16 protein-coding genes are annotated in these 17,098 nt (G+C 46.3%); 2 read left to right on the forward strand and 14 right to left on the reverse strand.

What is annotated here, in order from left to right; genetic code table 11:
* Nucleotides 1-16: 16 nt before the first annotated feature.
* The 4 genes from KJS52_RS06690 to erpA form a co-directional block, all read right to left on the reverse strand.
* Nucleotides 17-2,257, reverse strand: coding sequence for an ABC transporter transmembrane domain-containing protein (locus KJS52_RS06690; RefSeq protein WP_246563258.1), 2,241 nt, complete (start codon nucleotides 2,255-2,257; stop codon nucleotides 17-19).
* Nucleotides 2,258-3,063: 806 nt separating this feature from the next.
* Entirely contained in the window at nucleotides 3,064-3,591 is a 528-nt protein-coding gene (locus KJS52_RS06695; RefSeq protein ID WP_213513982.1) for a hypothetical protein, read from the reverse strand.
* A 235-nt stretch (nucleotides 3,592-3,826) separates the two neighbouring features.
* The gene (locus tag KJS52_RS06700) at nucleotides 3,827-4,699 is read right to left on the reverse strand and encodes a putative RNA methyltransferase (RefSeq protein WP_213513983.1); all 873 of its coding nucleotides are present in this window, start codon (nucleotides 4,697-4,699) and stop codon (nucleotides 3,827-3,829) included.
* A gap of 343 nt (nucleotides 4,700-5,042) precedes the next feature.
* Nucleotides 5,043-5,402 carry an iron-sulfur cluster insertion protein ErpA gene (gene erpA / locus KJS52_RS06705; protein ID WP_213513984.1) on the reverse strand — a complete coding sequence of 120 codons (360 nt, stop codon included), beginning with the start codon at nucleotides 5,400-5,402 and terminating at the stop codon, nucleotides 5,043-5,045.
* 279 nt (nucleotides 5,403-5,681) lie between these two features.
* On the opposite strand from erpA, the gene KJS52_RS06710 reads away from it, so the two are divergent.
* Nucleotides 5,682-6,746: an NAD(P)/FAD-dependent oxidoreductase gene (locus tag KJS52_RS06710; protein ID WP_213513985.1), complete on the forward strand. Its 1,065-nt coding sequence runs from the start codon at nucleotides 5,682-5,684 to the stop codon at nucleotides 6,744-6,746.
* Nucleotides 6,747-6,936: 190 nt separating this feature from the next.
* On the opposite strand, the gene KJS52_RS06715 is transcribed toward KJS52_RS06710, so the two are convergent.
* The gene (locus KJS52_RS06715; RefSeq protein ID WP_213514436.1) at nucleotides 6,937-7,209 is read right to left on the reverse strand and encodes a YuzB family protein; all 273 of its coding nucleotides are present in this window, start codon (nucleotides 7,207-7,209) and stop codon (nucleotides 6,937-6,939) included.
* Between the two features lie 91 nt (nucleotides 7,210-7,300).
* Here KJS52_RS06715 and KJS52_RS06720 point away from each other — a divergent pair, with 91 nt between their 5' ends.
* Nucleotides 7,301-7,546, forward strand: a complete 246-nt coding sequence (locus KJS52_RS06720; protein ID WP_213513986.1) for a NifU family protein — start codon at nucleotides 7,301-7,303, stop codon at nucleotides 7,544-7,546.
* A gap of 57 nt (nucleotides 7,547-7,603) precedes the next feature.
* Here KJS52_RS06720 and KJS52_RS06725 read toward each other — a convergent pair whose 3' ends face one another.
* From KJS52_RS06725 to KJS52_RS06765, 9 genes are all read right to left on the reverse strand, one after another.
* On the reverse strand, nucleotides 7,604-8,383 hold the full coding sequence (locus tag KJS52_RS06725) for an SDR family oxidoreductase (protein ID WP_246563260.1): 780 nt from the start codon (nucleotides 8,381-8,383) through the stop codon (nucleotides 7,604-7,606).
* Nucleotides 8,384-8,573: 190 nt separating this feature from the next.
* Entirely contained in the window at nucleotides 8,574-9,281 is a 708-nt protein-coding gene (locus KJS52_RS06730) for a Cthe_2314 family HEPN domain-containing protein (RefSeq protein ID WP_213513988.1), read from the reverse strand.
* 175 nt (nucleotides 9,282-9,456) lie between these two features.
* Nucleotides 9,457-10,380 carry a COX15/CtaA family protein gene (locus tag KJS52_RS06735; protein WP_213513989.1) on the reverse strand — a complete coding sequence of 308 codons (924 nt, stop codon included), beginning with the start codon at nucleotides 10,378-10,380 and terminating at the stop codon, nucleotides 9,457-9,459.
* Nucleotides 10,381-10,471: 91 nt separating this feature from the next.
* On the reverse strand, nucleotides 10,472-10,810 hold the full coding sequence (locus KJS52_RS06740; RefSeq protein ID WP_213513990.1) for a thioredoxin family protein: 339 nt from the start codon (nucleotides 10,808-10,810) through the stop codon (nucleotides 10,472-10,474).
* A 28-nt stretch (nucleotides 10,811-10,838) separates the two neighbouring features.
* Entirely contained in the window at nucleotides 10,839-12,506 is a 1,668-nt protein-coding gene (locus KJS52_RS06745) for a putative polysaccharide biosynthesis protein (RefSeq protein WP_213513991.1), read from the reverse strand.
* Between the two features lie 23 nt (nucleotides 12,507-12,529).
* Complete coding sequence (locus KJS52_RS06750; RefSeq protein ID WP_213513992.1) at nucleotides 12,530-13,243, reverse strand: ThuA domain-containing protein; 714 nt, start codon at nucleotides 13,241-13,243, stop codon at nucleotides 12,530-12,532.
* Between the two features lie 17 nt (nucleotides 13,244-13,260).
* Nucleotides 13,261-13,740, reverse strand: coding sequence for a DUF456 domain-containing protein (locus KJS52_RS06755; protein WP_213513993.1), 480 nt, complete (start codon nucleotides 13,738-13,740; stop codon nucleotides 13,261-13,263).
* Between the two features lie 23 nt (nucleotides 13,741-13,763).
* Nucleotides 13,764-14,528, reverse strand: coding sequence for a Cof-type HAD-IIB family hydrolase (locus tag KJS52_RS06760; protein ID WP_213513994.1), 765 nt, complete (start codon nucleotides 14,526-14,528; stop codon nucleotides 13,764-13,766).
* A 430-nt stretch (nucleotides 14,529-14,958) separates the two neighbouring features.
* On the reverse strand, nucleotides 14,959-17,079 hold the full coding sequence (locus KJS52_RS06765) for a peptidoglycan D,D-transpeptidase FtsI family protein (protein ID WP_213513995.1): 2,121 nt from the start codon (nucleotides 17,077-17,079) through the stop codon (nucleotides 14,959-14,961).
* Nucleotides 17,080-17,098 lie beyond the last annotated feature (19 nt).

A 17,098-nucleotide genomic window follows, 5' to 3' on the forward strand; every position in this document is an offset into this window, starting at 1 on the left:
TTATCCTTCACCGTCCTTATCCAAGCCGTTCCTGCAGCACCTTCACTACATAGCTGTTTATGTCAGGATGCTTGCTTAGCAAATGCTGCAGCACCTTGCGCTGCAATGTAATGACGACACATGGCGTCAGCGCTTTAATCGTAGCCGTGCGCGGAACATTTTGCAGCAATGCGATTTCTCCAAAATGATCACCGTCCTCAAGCACGGCAACCTGTCGCTGCTGCTCTTCCAGCTCGCCAACGACCTGCTTCAAAACCTCAACCTTGCCGCGAATCAAAATATAAAACTTCTCGCCACGAGCGCCTTCTTCAATAATAGTGGCTCCTGACGCAAAGCGCTCCGTATTAAACAGCATCGCGATATCCTCAAGCACCTCAGGCGAAATCTGCTTGAAGAAGGCAAGCTGAGACAAGCGGGAAGCATTGATCTGCACATCGTCGCTTTCCTCTGACAGCGTAAAGCCCGTTTGCTTTTCCCATAAATAATAAAACTGCCCCTGCCGGGCCAGCAATTGCTCATGCGTCCCCTGCTCAACCAGCCTTCCTTCGTCAAATACGCATATAAGATCGGCATCCGCAACAGTTGACAGACGATGCGTAACAGAAATAACCGTTCGCTGCCGAGCCAGCCTGTTGATCGTTTGATTAATCGCCGCTTCGGTTGCCGGGTCTAGCGCTGAGGTCGCTTCATCCAAAATAAGCAATTGCGGCTCGCGCACGAGCGCTCGAGCGATTGCCAGCCGCTGACGCTGCCCTCCTGAAAAGTTGCTGCCTTCATCGTACACCTTCGTTGCATAGCCGTCTGGCAGCGACATAATAAAATCATGAATCTCTGCAAGCTGTGCCGCTCGTATGATGTCCTCATCGCTGGCAGTCTCGCTGCTCATTGCGATATTTTCCTTAATCGTGCCCTGAAACAAAAAATTGTCCTGAAATACGACAGCAAGCTGCTGCCGATAGGAAGCGAGCTGAGCGGAGCCCAGTGGAGCGCCATTTACCGTAATTGTACCTTCAGCGGGTTCGTACAGGCCAAGCAGCAGCTGCACCATCGAGCTTTTGCCAGAGCCGCTGCTGCCGACAAATGCGATATTGGCGCCTTGCGGAATCGACAATGTGATATCGTGCAAAACTTGCCGCTCCGGCTCATAGCCAAAGCTTACCCGATCAAATGCAATTTGCTGCAGCTTTGCTGGCTCAGCCTGCAATACTACAGGCTCCTCTGCTGCTTTTTTGCTTGCTTTGGAGGCAGGCTTGAAGACTTTCTCGCTTGCCGGCAGATCCGTTTTAATCTGCTCATCCCGTTCTTCCATTACTTGGGCTAGCCGTTCGATACTAACCTTGGCACTGGTTAATGAAGGAATAATAAAGGTAAGATTAAATACGGAATTGCCCATCGACATATACATCGTATAGAAAGCTACCAGCTCACCGAGCGAAATTCGATCCACGATTGCCAAGTACGAGCCGTACAGCATAATCGTCAAATTTACGAGCAGCAGGCTGATCATCGGCACTCTGCCTAATGCAGCATTAATCAAATTCAACTGATAGCTGCTTACGAACAGGCTTTTAAGCCGCTGTTCAAATCGCCGCAGCATCAATTGCTGCAGGCTGTAGCTTTTAATCAGCTTTTGCGCCTTCACATTTTCCGTAACATCACTGTTCAAGCCAGCTGCCTGCTCCCTGTACGCTTGAATGCGAGTGCTAGCCCGCTTGTTAAGCAGCAGCGGGCCGACAAAAATGACCGCGGCGCCCATAATAATAAGCAGCGCCATACTCCACTGCAAATAAAGCAAAATGCTCATACTGACCATAACAACAACCAGCGACTGAATGCCAGTCGACAGCAGAGCAGTCATCGCACTGCTTATCGCAGGAATATCGTTAGAAAACAAAATCACGCTATCCCCTGTTCGCTTTGCCTGGAAATAACTGATATGCAGCTGCTGCAGCTTCGAAAACAAAGCTCGCCGCAAATCCTGCTCAACCAGCGCATTCAGCCTGGAAAGCAGGCGATCTCCGAATACGCCGGCAATCGTACAAACGATGCCAAATCCAAGCAGCAAAGCTGCTATAAACAGAAACACATCCATATCCTTAGGCGCAACAGCATAATCGATAATGTAATTAAAGCTAAGCGGAGCTACAGATACAAATAAAAGATCAAGCCCAAACAGCAGCAAAAAGCACAAAGTAAGCAGCTTGTATGGCACCAAGTAGCGAAAAATCGTTCTAACAACCGTCCACATTAATAGCATCTCTTTTCATAAAAAATAAGCGTTTATCAGCGCTACGGAGCAAAGCATCTTCCAGTCGCTTTTTAAATCGTAATGCTCTTATTTGAATTTTAATGGTGGCATTACGATGTTAAAGGCGACCCTCTTCGTTTTTCAGCGCTACGGAGCCAAGCATCCTCCAGTCGCTTTTTAAATCGTAATGCTCTTATTTGAAATTTAATGGAAGCATTACGATGTTAAAGGCGACCCTCTTCGTTTTTCGGATGCTTGGCTCCTTCGCTGTAGCTTTTTTTGAAAGCAGGACCAAGAAGCTTGGACGCTAGTAGAAAACGAGGAGCGCAGCGTAGGCACTTGCTACGTGAGCACCGGAGTTTTCGCTAGCGTTCAAGATTCGACGTCGACTAAGCCACAACGCCCATCATCGTCATCAAAGCCCAGCTTTTTGAACATCCTCTTCCAATTGAAGTTTAAAAAGCTGGGCTTTCAGGACCAAGAAGCTTGGACGCTAGTAGAAAACGAGGAGCGCAGCGTAGGCCAATAGCTACGTGAGCACCGCAGTTTTCGCTAGCGTTCAAGATTCGCCGTCGACTAAGCCACAACGCCCATCATCGTCATCAAAGCCCAGCTTTTTAAACATCCTCTTCCAATTGAAGTTTAAAAAGCTGGGCTTTCAGGACCAAGAAGCTTGGACGCTAGTAGAAAACGAGGAGCGCAGCGTAGGCACTTGCTACGTGAGCACCGGAGTTTTCGCTAGCGTTCAAGATTCGACGTCGAATCCACTACAACGCAATCGCATCGTCATCAAAGCCCAGCTTTTTAAACATCTGCTAAAAATATTGGATGTTGGGGAATGTTGAAATGTACTCCCCCACCCCCTCGAAAGGCATGATGTAATAATGGAGCGTCCCATATACTGACTGATATGTCCGTGGCTGAAGAGAGAATCGCTTGGCGATCAGCGCTTGCAGCTGATCATCTGCTCCCGTCCAAAAATGGAGCTCCTTTACAGGCTCCTCCAAATAACGCAAGCATTGCACCAGCATGCTCAATAGCTCACGCAGCAGCGTTGAGCTGCGATAGTGCTCATCAATATACAGCAGCTGAATTTGTACAATTTCGCGGTTGCTGTAGTTCTCCTCTGCAGTGCCTCGTATAAAGCTTAAGCAGCCGATTGTCTGATGGTCATCATCAAATGCAAGAAAGATCTCTCCCTGCATCAGCACAGGACTGGCTATATAGCCTAACGAAACCGAAAACGGATACGGCAAATTGAGCTTCGCGTAGGAGTCAAGCGCAAACTCAATATATCGCTGCATGTACATAACGGTAGTCGCCCTTGTAATCTCGTACGGCAAAATAACACACCTCGCAATCGAATGCTCGTATTTTAACGCAGCACATCTATGTATGCTTCTATCATACATGAGCCCATCTATTTATAGTAGATTTTTCTTCGCAATAAGTGATGCAGATAACAGTTTTTCTGCCGCAATGTACATATCGTTGCAAGCAAACAAACAAGGCCAAGTCCTGACATACGGACTTAGCCTTGTTTGTTTGATTTAGATATAGACAGACAGCTTATCGTATTTAGTGTTTATTCTGGCCTACAAGCACATCCACATCAACGGTTAGCTCGAGCTCGTCCTGCTCTAAAAATGCTGCTATGCGCGAGGACTGGGCGTTCCAGGCTAACGGTGACATTGCGTGCAGCTTTTCCAGTTCGCCATCCCCCAGCTTGTGCGTATATGTGAGCCGATGCATGCTTTGTACCGTAAAATGCTGCTGAAATAGCTTTACGGTGCGCTCGTTGCTGTATGGCGCTCGTGTTGAATCGGGAAATAACGCTGCTCTTAGCTGTTGAAAATAGTGCTGACGCGGCACAACCTTAATGACAAGTCCATTTGGCCGCAAAGCTCTCTTAAATTCACTGTAGTTGGAAGGAGACAGCATATTAAGCACTACATCGCAGGAGTGAGCAGCAAGCGGCAAATTTGCCAAATCTCCTACAAGCCACGCCATATGTTTGTAGCTGCCTGCTGCCATTGCGATGCCTGCTTTGGCAATATCCAAGCCAACGGCTGTCAGATCAGGATGCTTACAAAGCTGCGCAATATGCTGCAAATGCGAGCCTTCGCCGCAGCCCGCATCCAACAAGCATAATGAGTCCATGGATGTTGCAGCATGCTGCATTATTAGCGCTGCGGTGAGCTGATGCAGTGGCCGATACAGACCGCTTTCAGTAATGATGCTGCGCCGTGCGGCGAATAACGACTTGCTGTATTGACTGCTCGCAGGCTTTGGCAAAAGATTGACATAGCCTTGCTTTGCAATATCGAAGCTGTGATTGGCAGTACAGACCAGGCTTTTGCCGACTGCTTGAAAAGCACTTTGACAGTGCGGACATACAGCAAGCTTAATCAGCTGCTGCGTTAGCTGTAAATTTGATTTATATTCAGACATATTCCCTCACCTTTTCCAATAAAAAATCATAGGCAAGCTGCCTATGATTTAGAGCAAAGGGAAATAGAACTGAGCTTTTAAAATATAAAAGAGAAAGGCATGCGATCTGCCTTTCTCTGCATTGATAATTTATCACCAAATGTAGACTATTAAAAAAGGACAGACTACTCCCGTTGCTCTGAATTCACAAACAGAGCCTTTGAACATATGAAATTACTTGTTCAAAGTTAGGGAACGTAGTCTGATGTAATGAATCATTTTTAATAGCCCTCCGACTGTAGTTTAAATGCAATTAATACGGATTCATTATAGAAGCTTTTCAAGCAAAAGTCAAAGCCGCTACTTAGCAAGGATCAGCAGCTGGATTGCCTGCGTCTGTTGCTGTGCGGAAGCTGGAGCCGCAGCCGCAAGTTACGGTTGCATTAGGATTATCGATCGTAAACCCGCCCGACATTGCTGTTTCCTTGAAGTCAATCACAAGACCGCGAAGGTATTTGGCGCTGTCTGCATCGACGGCTACCTTTAAGCCTTGTACTTCAAGAATTGTGTCATCCTCATTCTGCTCATCGTCAAAGCCCATGCCGTATGAGAAGCCGCTGCAGCCACCTTCCTTCACGCCTACGCGAAGGAACAATGCCGGGTTATTTTCTTCCTCAAGCATCTCGCTAATTTTTTCAGCAGCTAATTCAGTAATTGTAATCATGTTACTCCCTCCAGTCTATCGTAATCTCATGTATGAGACCTAAACTTACTTTTGTATAGTATTAGTATACTCCACTATGTGCGGAAGCTCAATAGTGACGAACTAACCAATTGCTCCAGCAAATGCTTCGGATCATCAGCAGCTGCTGCTGTTGCATAATTTGGCAAGCAGGCAATTGCAGATTTGTGCAAACAAATTGCCGCTATCGTTCATCCTATAGTAGTATACAGTATCACAAAGGATTATGATGATGAGCTTTATAAAAATGGAGATGACAGCATGAAAAAAAATCTTGTCGTTTTAGGTGGCGGGTACGGCGGCTTGGCAATTATTGAAGAGCTGCTGCAAAAGGGCTTGCCCAAGCATATTGCAATAACTCTCATTGATCGGCAGCCCTTTCAAGGCTTGAAAACGGAATATTATGCTTTGGCAGCAGGAACCTCATCCGATTGCGAGCTAAGAGTCGCTTTCCCCAAATCTCCAGATGTTCGGCTCGTTCTGGGGGAAATCCACTCCTTGGACCAGCAGAAGAAGTTGGTACATGTTGATGGCCACGACCCGATCAGCTATGACTTCCTCGTCATTGGACTAGGCAGTATAGATCATTATCATGGCGTTCTTGGCGCAGATCAATTCAGCTACGGTATTCAGACGTTTCAAGCTGCACGCAAGGCATATACTGCGCTGAATAATGTTGAGCCTTACGGCACAGTTACAATAGTCGGGGGCGGCCTCAGCGGTGTAGAAATGGCTTCAGAGCTACGCGAAAGCCGACCCGATCTTAATATTTCCTTGATGAATCGCGGCCCGCGCTTGCTAGGCGGCTTTCCCGAAGGAATTCAAACCTATGTTGCCGAATGGCTCAACGAGCACCAGGTGCAGCTGCTGCTGAACACCCAGCTGGAGCGGATCGAGCAGCAGACGCTTCATATTCTAGGCTCGCCCAAGCCGCTTCATACCGATATTACGCTTTGGACAGCCGGTATTCAGCCAGTGCCGCTTGTTCAGCAGCTGCAAGCGGAAAAGGATGCAGGCGGGCGGCTCAAGCTGAATAAGCATTACCAGCTACTCAATGATCCTGCTATATTTGTCGTTGGCGACTGCGCAGCGCTGCCTTATTCACCAAGCGCTCAAGTAGCAGGAATTCAAGGCGAGCATATTGCCCATATTTTACTTGCCATTTGGCGCGAAAAGAGCATCCCTGTTGAACCGATCAAGCTGCGCGGCACATTAGGCGCACTCGGCAAGCACTGCGGCTTCGGCGTGATGGGCTCAGTGGCGGTCAAGGGGCGGGTGCCGCGTCTGATTAAAAGCGGTATATTGTGGCGCTCCAAGCATTTTTAAGCAGCAGGTCAGTTGCAATCATTCGATAAAAAACGGCAGGCCAGGTTTTCCACCAAAGCCTGCCGCTATATTGTATGAAGACCGTTTTGGTTTTAAATTATGGCCAAAGCGCACATATTTTGCGGGCAATCTGGAATGATAAAAGCATCCCTGCAGAACCGTTCAAGCCGAGCGTGACTCTTGTGAGGGCTTATAAATCGTCAAGCAAGCGATCAAGCGCAGCTTGATTTTCTGCTTCCTCCACTAAAAATTTTTGAATTTTTTCGTCCAGCTCTTCGACCGATTCTGCTGCAACAATTGTGCCGTTTACTAAAGCAAACGGGCGCATATAGCATTCGCCGCAATTGCCAAGACAGCCATATTCCGTTGTTTCATACGTATCATCAAGCTCATATTTATCAAGCAGTACTTCTGTACCGTGATGCATATTGCTCGTACAAAATTCAATTGTTGGTTTTAGCATAACAGGCACCTTAACTTTCAAGAACTTTATTGAGAGTTGTATTCATTTGCATTTCTTTGTACTATAATAGAATAGAAAGGAGATGATTGCAATGAGTGAACAAGTACAAGATACAATGTATGATGAAGTACTGGACGTGCTTGACAAGCTTCGCCCTTTTCTACAACGCGACGGCGGTGACGTTGAGCTTGTAGACGTTGAGGACGGCATTGTTAAGCTTCGCCTGATGGGTGCATGCGGAAGCTGCCCAAGTTCCACAATCACGCTAAAAGCTGGTATTGAGCGTGCGCTTCTTGAAGAGGTAGACGGCATCGTAGAGGTTGTACAAGTATTTTAATAAATGTTCCGCTTAGATGTGGTCTAAAAAGCGATCTCGCGCTTATGCGAGATCGCTTTATTTTTGCAATATGTTCGCTTTAATCGGATCAAAGCCGCCTGTCACGTCAATAATATTGCCAGTTAAGTAGCTCGACTTGTTATCGCACAGAAATGCGATGACACGCGCCACATCCTCGCCTGTTCCCGGTCGGCCAATCGGATTTTCCTCATCATAATTGCTCATGACCTCATGAATCGACATTTCTTTGTATTCACCCTTAATATCTCCGGGACCAATCATATTAACCGTAATGCCGTAAGGCGCTTCTTCCACAGCCAGCGATTTGGTAAATGAGACCAGCGCTGTTTTCGCTGCAGCGTAAACGGCCCGCTGCGGCCAAGCTCTTGCTTCGTTCGCATGACCGAAGCCAAAATGAATAATTCGTCCCCAGCTATTGCTGCGCATATAGGGAAGCACATGATGGTCCAGCAGCATTGCCGATATTAAATTGCCTTGAATAAGCGACGTAATCAGCTCACGATCATACTGCTGAAACAGCTTCCGTTCTCTCACAAAAGGACCGGCATTGTTAATCAAAATATCTACGCCGCCTCCCCAGCGCTCAACCTCAGCAGCCAGCTGATCAACACCAATCGGGTTCGATAAATCAGCCTGGGCAAGCCGCACCTCCACGCCATGCTGCTGCAGCTGCTCCTTCAATGCCTCTGCTTCCTGCCCGCTTGCCATGTAATGAAGCATGAGGTTACAGCCTTGAGAGGCTAGCTCCATCGCTGTACGCTTTCCTAATCCTTTGGCACTTCCTGTAATAAGCGCCTTTTTCCCCGCAAGCTTCACAGCCATTCTCCTTTCCAAAGAATGTAGGACCTGTCTGAAAACCCGCTCAGAGGCCCCTTTCATCGCCTTTTCGCCCCTGCTTCGTTCCGTTTGTTTGACGTACGCCCGGTACGCCTTCACAATCGCGCCTTGCATGGAACGAAAATTCGGCAAAATGGGCTGTCCTCGGAGTTCTCAGACACGCCCTAGATCAATTACGATGAAGAAGACGCTCCGCATAACGAAACGTCAGCCTGATGGATTGGGTGGTCATATGAAGCCCCGCAGTTAAATCATCCATTTGCTGATCGAGATTTTCCAGCATAATTTCTTGACCGTACATTCTCGTTTGTTGCACCAAATCATCCTGCATTTCAGAGTTCATATAGTGAATCTCAGTATTTCGTCTGCGGCGCAAACGATGCGTCGATTCCTTGCAGCTTTCCTTAAGCTCATTGAGCGGCTTGGTCAATTCCGGATGCAAGCCGCGCTCGCGCATTTGTCTTAATACCGTAAAGTATGAAAAATGCGGCTTGATGCGCTCTGTGCGCAGCTCCAGCAGTTCATTTAGAAAGGTGCCGAGCTTATCAAGCAATGAAAACACACGTATGAAGCCATTTTTATCAAAATAAACGTAGCGCGCATAGTCCAGTCGCTGCTGCTCGTCCATATCTGTTAACGACCTGCTCGTAATATTTTGTTTGAATTTCCCGGCGGCATAGTGGCTCGAATATAGCTCGTGGATCGAAGCACGCAAGCCGTTGCTCCATATTTCAAAGCGTGACCAAATCTGGTTTACGGCGTCGCTTTCCTTACGCTTTTTAGCTGCCGCTGCCGCATAGCGCTGCAATAGCTGATCGACTTCAACAAAATTTTCATCTGGTTTATGTACATCGTCTGGAAATAAAAATTGCAGCACGTTGCTCACCTCTTTTAATCGTATGTAGCTTCAATGATACCATATTTTGTCCTGCTTACGCATCTTCTATTGGCTACTGCACGTAAAAGTACGATTACAAGTTGACTCGCTGGTACTTAAAGTCTTTACTTGCAAAAAAGCTGCCACCCTGCTTAAGGATGACAGCCTTTCAAAGCTAATTTTTTTTACGATAAATCCAGGAACGTATAACCAAGTCCACCAGCATACCGAACAGGGCGACTATAATAAGGTTGTGCAATAAGCTCGTAAACAAGAACCAGTTGTCGCTGCCAATCGTGTTGACCAGCCAAGCGCCACTCGCGATTTGTGCGAGCACCAAAATGACGATCGCTTGTGCAGTCTTGGTCAACGAGGAGTTGCCGGTCAAGCGCTTAATATAAAAGTACAGCGCAATCAGCACAATACCTAAAATCGCCGCACCAACGCGGTGAATAAATGCGATTCCAGTTGCTCCCGAGAGCTCAGGAATTACTTCTCCGTTGCATAATGGCCAGCCTAGACAGCCGCCAGCGCTTTCGGTATGGCGAATAAAGGCGCCAAGGTAGACAACTACGTAGCAATAAATCGATGCAGCCAATGCCCAGGGCATAATTTGGCGAGGAAATACGGTTGTTTCCACTATTCCTCTTTTATCGCGATAGCACCAAATGACGAGCAATAGCGTCGCTGCAAAGGCTACTAAGGAAATTCCAAAATGTATAGCCATGATCGGTGGAGATTGCGGCCACATAACGGCGGCAGCTCCCATCAACGCCTGAATAATGGTGAAAAGCAACGCATACCAAGCATATTGCATTGGCTCGCGATATACTTTGCGCTCGCGCTTGTACTGTCTGTAAATCATAAAAAATACAGTCGCTACAAGAATGCCCTCCAAGCCGCTAACTGCGCGATGCGAATACTCGATCATCGACTCAACCGTATATGCCGGTATAAACTTACCATTGCACAGCGGCCAATCGTCACCGCAGCCACGACCCGAATCCGTATTCGTAACAAGAGCTCCAGCAAGCAGAACAAGCAGCATCCCGATACAAGACAGATTTGCTAATATTCGAAACCGTTTTGTAACCTTCATGTACTCACCTAATTCTTATTGATCTGTCTCATTCATTATAGCGACTGGATTAGGTAAAAACCATGTTCAAAATGTGAATATTGTAACAATACTATAACACTTCTGCTACTTCTATTGCACGATTCACAAACTGTTCAATTTCATCACGTGTTTTGCGCAGCTTGTTGACGAAACGAACAAGCTCCTTGCTGTTTTTAAATGCTACAAAGCTCGGAATGCCTAGTATATTTAGCTCAGAGCAAAGATCGGGCAGCTCGTCACGATCAATTTCATAGAAATCAACCTTCTCTTTATATTGCTCCTCAACCTCAGGCATAAACGGATTGATGTAATGACAATCGCCGCACCAGGTTGTTTTAAATACGATAATGGTCAGCTTCTCATTCGCAATCAGCTCACGATATTGAGCCTCTGATGTAATCTTGTTCATCTCTATTCCTCCTTAATCTGCTCAATTGTTAACCTGCTCGCACGACACGCATCAGCTTTTTCATCGGCCCACGTAATTTCCCAGGCAATGATTCGACATCCTGTTGTGTAATCACCTTAAGCTTCAGCAATAATATGCCATAGATGCCGCATAATATACTGCCGGACACAAGCACGGCGAGCAAATAGGCCAGCTTGTCCGCCATGCCTTCTGTAATAGAAAGCATTACGTACTCCGCTCCCCAGCAAGCCAGCGTTGAGATAATGACAGCAGCAATATACGGCAGCCATTTTTTGCCCATCACATGCAATGTGACATCGCGTTTAATTAGTCGCAAATTCATTAAAGTAACCATCAGGAAGCAGACAGTTGAACCAATCACAAAGCCTGCTACGCCAAAATAATAGCCGCAAATCCAGCTTACGACGACTTTCCCCAGCAAGCCGCTTATCGTATTGACCATCGTTTGCCTTTGCTTGCCCATCCCGTACAAAATGGAGTTGGTCGTCATCATCGTAATTTGCAGGATCGTACCTGCACATAGCATAGCGACTGTCTCATAGCCGCCAGGACTGGAAAACAGCAGACCTGTAATCGAGAAAGCAGACGCAGTAAAAAACATCGCAACAGGAACGCCAGATACGCAGACAATTTTCATAACCATCGATGATTGCCGATTGACCTCTGCCTGGTCCTTGCGAGCAAATGCCGCTGCGACGATCGGAATAATAGACGAGCCTAGCGCAATCGCCAAAATTGGCGGGATGCCGGCAAGTGATTGCGCCTTAATCCCCAGCACAGCGGCGGCCTCGGTTGCCTGAAGCTCCGTATAAATCCGTTCGGTAATCCGTACAAAAAACGATGAGTCAAAGGTATAAACAAGATTGATAGTCATTGATGTTATAAGAGCCGGAATCGACATGCTTAAAATTTCCTTGTAAATCGTGCGAAACTTCAGTTTTTCTCCCCGTTTTGCAACAAAAGGCTTGTTGGGCATCAATGCTAAGCGAGCTTCAGCCGACATCGTTTTCGTCAGCCGATCATCCTGCTTTTTCAGCTTGCGAGCGTAAACCACCATTACGATAAAGGCCGCAATGCTTCCGAACACGCTGCCGAATGTAACCGCAGCTGCAGACGCCTCGTCGCTATAGCCAAGCGAAACGAAGATATAGCCTAGTCCGAGACCAAGAATAACGCGGGCAAATTGCTCAACAATTTGCGATAATCCACCCGCAGTCATCATTTGCCGTCCCTGAAAGTAGCCTCGCATCATTGCAATAATCGGAAATAAAATCAACGCTGGTGCAATCGCTTGTACAGCAAGGGTAACGGATTCCTTCTTGACAATGGTAGCAGCATACATTGGCGCCATAATGTAAAGCGTAAGAGCCAGCAACAAGCCCGTAACGGCTCCAAAAACGAGCGAGGCTTTATAAATGCGCTTTGCATCCTCGTAATTCCCCTCCTCCATGCGCTCCGAAACCATTTTACTGATCGCGCTTGGAAAGCCTGCCGTTGCAACAACAAGCAGCAGCAAATAGATTTGGTTGGCTGCGAAAAAGGCAAATTGCCCTTCCGCATCCAACATATATTCAAGGGGAATTTTTTGGAACATGCCTAGTACTCTGGCAACCAATGCTGCCAACGCCAGAATAATCGTCCCTTTCAATAACGAGTCTTTCTTTAAAGTTGTCATGGATCTACTCTTCTTTCCTTTGCCTATAGCTGCTCCAACGGCTGATGATTGCCGCGCACAGGCGCAGCTGTAACGGTTGGCTTAGCCCAGTGGATTCCGTTCTCAATTACTTTTAGAATGTGCTCATTGTAATAGGTCGGGAACGTTTCATGCCCCGGGCGGAAATAAAAGATTTTGCCTTGTCCGCGATAAAACGTACAGCCGCTGCGGAATACTTCTCCGCCTTGGAACCAGCTTAGAAAAACAAGCTCGTCCGGTGCTGGAATATCAAAATGCTCACCGTACATTTCCTCATGATCAAGTGTAATGTATTCTGGCAAGCCTTCCGCAATGCGATGGCCTGGATTAACAACCCAAATACGCTCCTTCTCATTAGCCTCGCGCCATTTCAGGTCACAGCCTGTCCCCATTAGCTTTTTGAAAATTTTCGAGAAGTGGGCAGAATGCAGGACAATTAAGCCCATTCCCTGCATAACGCGAGCATGAACACGATCAACGATCGCATCCTCCACACGGTCATGGCCCATATGTCCCCACCAGATCAATACATCCGTTTGATCAAGCACTTCTTGCGTCAAGCCATGCTCAGGCTCCTCCAGCGTCGCTGTGCGAATGTTGAATTGCTCATTTGCTAGCCCTTTCTGCAGCGCGATATGTATCCCTTCAGGATAAACGCGAGTTACTTCCTCATGCACTTTCTCATGCAAAAACTCATTCCAGATCGTTACATTAATCATTTAAAGCTCCTCCTTTATTACCAAACCCATACGATAAATAATATGATCATCACAAGCTGCAACACTATTTTTACGAAAACGCTGCTAAGCAGTCCGATTAGCGAGCCCCAGCCAACAAGCAGCGATTGCTTTAGCTTGGAACCAGCGAGCAATTCGCCGATCACGGCACCAAGAAACGGGCCTAGAACAAGGCCAAACGCTGGTATTACAAAAGGTCCGGCAATGATCCCTATTGTGGAGCCTACGACAGAAGCTTTAGAGCCGCCGTATTTTTTAACTCCCCATGCGCCAACAACATAATCGGCAATGATCAATACTACTAGTATAAACGTTTGAATTATCCAAAACCAGACGTTGTACTTATCGAAGCTGAAAAACCATCCATACACAAAAAATGCTGCGTAAATCGCGAATACACCTGGCAGCACAGGATATATTGCACCGAGCATGCCCACGACGAATAAAATCACGACAATGGCAATCCCTAAAATATCCATTTGATTTCCCTCACTCTACAAAACTAAAGCTCTTCCTCACCATTAAATATATAGCGCCTAATCACCTCTGCCACACCGTGCTCATTATTGGAAAATGTGACCGCATTTGCTGCGGCTTTAACCTCATCCTGGGCGTTGGCCATTGCTACTCCAAGTCCGACTGCCTGAATCGCTTTAATATCATTCAAGCTGTCGCCTACAGCTATAACTTCCTTCATGTCGATCGAAAGGTAGCTGCATAATTGCTCGAGAGCGCTAGCTTTGGACACACCTAAAGGGTTGATCTCTAAATTATATATGGAAGAATTCGATATTTCCAGTGACTGCCAAGCCTCGATTTGCTGGCGAATCTGTTCAATAATAGAAATATCCTCATCATAGTAGCCAAATTTCAGCCAGTCATGTGCTGTCAAAGGCTCGCTAACCTCATGCCAGCTATCCTTATTGTAAATGCGTTCCGTTGTATAAGCCCAAAACCATGTTTGAGGAAATTGCTTTGTAAGCTCATGCAGCTTGGCAACCCATGACGCTTGCAATGTTTTACGCTCAAGCAGGACATAAGGTTTCGACCATATTTCTCCGCCATTTACCGTAATCATCGGCGCATCTAACCCGATATTGTGAGCATAGTCGACGGCATTTATAAAGCCGCGCCCTGTTGAAAGCATCACGATTACACCATGCTCAATTGCTTTTTGAATCCAATGCAAATTTTTATCGCTAATATGTAGCTCGTCATTAAGCAGCGTTCCATCCATATCCAATGCCAACAATTTATAATTTGTCATCGTTTACCTCCTTCATACGCTATGTCCATCTTACCATATCTTGACCTAAATAACCCCACAAAAGCTTCATCCAATAAACAGATGAAGCTTCGTCAGCTTAAAATTATAGCATATGCGCTGTGCTGTTTCTCTATGCTTTTCACCCTTTTATACTTCCTCCTGCAGCAATTGCGGACAAAATAGCGAGCAGCTTAATGACGAGAAAAAATCTGCGCACCGCACCGTTATATCGGTATGCGTCTGTCTCGCTTAATTTCATAACATGCACCTCCTTTATGGATTTGCTATAGCATATGCATGTTTTTATGTTGCGTTACTACAACTTTGTTGCATCGTTGCTCGTTTAGGCCGGCAAAAAGAAAGGCTGATCTCGCAGCGAGCTGCTGCCGATCAGCCTTTTACTTGTTGCTATAGAAAAACGATAATTGCATTATTGCTGCTCTTGATCCGATGAGTCAGACTCACCATCGTCTGCAGCATCTTCTGCGTCTGTCTTATTAGTATCAGCAGTTCTGTCCTTGCCAAACAGCTCTTTATAAAGTGTATCATTCGGCTTGTCGCCCAAACCATATACGGCATCATATGCATCAAAGATTTGACGTGCAATCGGTGCAGCACCAAAGCCGCCGAAGCCGCCATCCGGTACAACAACTGCTACAGCCAGCTTAGGATTTTTAGCTGGTGCATAAGCGATAAACACCGCATTTTCTGCACGACGGGTCGCTACATCCTGCTCTGATGTACCCGTCTTACGGTTAAAGCTGTGCTGGAAGCCATCAAAGCCCTGCACTTTAACTTGTGCCATGCCGGTCTCGATTTCCTTCCAATATTCATCGGGGATATCAACCTCATTTAGCACAACCGGCTCATACGATTGCAGCAACTCGCCTGTAGAAGAACGAACCTCATTAACAAATTGCGGCTGTATCCGTTTGCCACGGTTTGCCAGCATAACCGTATATTGCGCCAATTGCAGTGTTGTATAGTAGCCCTGTTGACCAAAAGAAGCATATACTAATGCTGATTGTGAGCTTCCACGCTCAGCTTCACTAAAATAATTAATAACGCCTGAGCTTTCGCCAACAAGTCCACTGCCTGTCGAGACTCCTAACCCGAACTGCTTCATATAATCATCCCAAATTTCCAGGCCTGATTTGCCATTAACCTCGCCTCTCATATAAAGTCGATTGCCGATCATTGCTGACATAAACGTGTTTGATGACTTGGCAATCGCCATGGAAGCATCAATCGAGCCATTAGCTTTTCCGCCACCTGAGTTGCGTACATACGTTTCATGCCCTGCTTTACCAAAACCAAAGCGGCCTGTGTCATTATAATGGGTGCCTGTCGTAAATAAGCCTTCATTCAATCCGATTAAAACAGTCAAAGGCTTAATTGTCGAGCCTAGCATTACAATTGATGATGGATGCTGATTGCGCTCCTCTTGTGTTTTGTATGGACCATAGACAGGACGAATTGTTCCGTTGCTCAAATTATTTTGATACTTTTCATAATTCTCTGGACTAATACTGCCGCCTGCCCATACATTAGGATCATAATCCGGCATACTGGCCATTGCAATTACTTTGCCTGTTTCAACCTCCATCGCTACTGCATAGCCAGTAGTAGCATACTGGGCACGCTCGCTGCGATTGCTTGATGTGCGAATTTTTTCAATGTGCTCCATAATTGATTTCTCAGTATGGAGCTGCACATCCTTATCAATGGTCAAATACAGATCGGCTCCTTTTTCAGGATTTGTAATCGTAATATCGCCAGTAATGGCTCCTTGATTATTAACCGGATATGATTTTAAACCGTTCGTGCCGCGCAGCATATCCTGGTACATATATTCAATTCCGTCAAAGCCAACCTCTTCCTCCGGCAAATACTTATAAAGCGAGTTGGTTTCCTGCGCCTTTTGCGCATAAAAATCATAGGAATCACGGGCACCGCGGAATTTTTTCAAATAACCGACCAGCTGTACCGCAATCGTTTCCTCAGAATAATGACGGACACTTTCCTCAAGAATGTTGACTCCTACAAACTCCGATTGGTTTTCCATAATGTAAGCAAGCTCTTCGTTTGTTAGCTCCGTTTTAATTCTGCGAGGCGTTGAAATATAATTCCGTCTGAAGGTCAAATCCATCTGATCAATAATTTCTTCCTTCGTCATTATCTTGTCGGGATTGCCATACTGGGCAAATACTTGAGCCAGCTTTTCCGCCATTTCCTCGGCTTGCTCCGTAGAGTTTTTTCCTCCTTTTACTGTTGGCTGAATGTTGTAGTATAAGGATTGACTCGATGTAGAATAAGCGATTGGAAACCCATTCGCATCATAAATATTGCCACGAATTGGTGCAATCGGATCTTCACGCTCGGATTTTTTAGTGCCAGATGCACTAAGCTGCGGACCCTCTACAAATTGCAGAACGGCCAAACGGACAATGAGCACGCTAAAAACGACAAATAAAATAAAAAAGAAAATGTTTAAGCGAAACGAAAATTGTTTTCTACGGTCAATTTCCCTTTGCTTTGGATCATCCTGCACGCTAGTTCACCTCATTGCT

This window comes from Paenibacillus montaniterrae, assembly GCF_018403185.1.
GTDB lineage: Bacteria > Bacillota > Bacilli > Paenibacillales > Paenibacillaceae > Pristimantibacillus > Pristimantibacillus montaniterrae.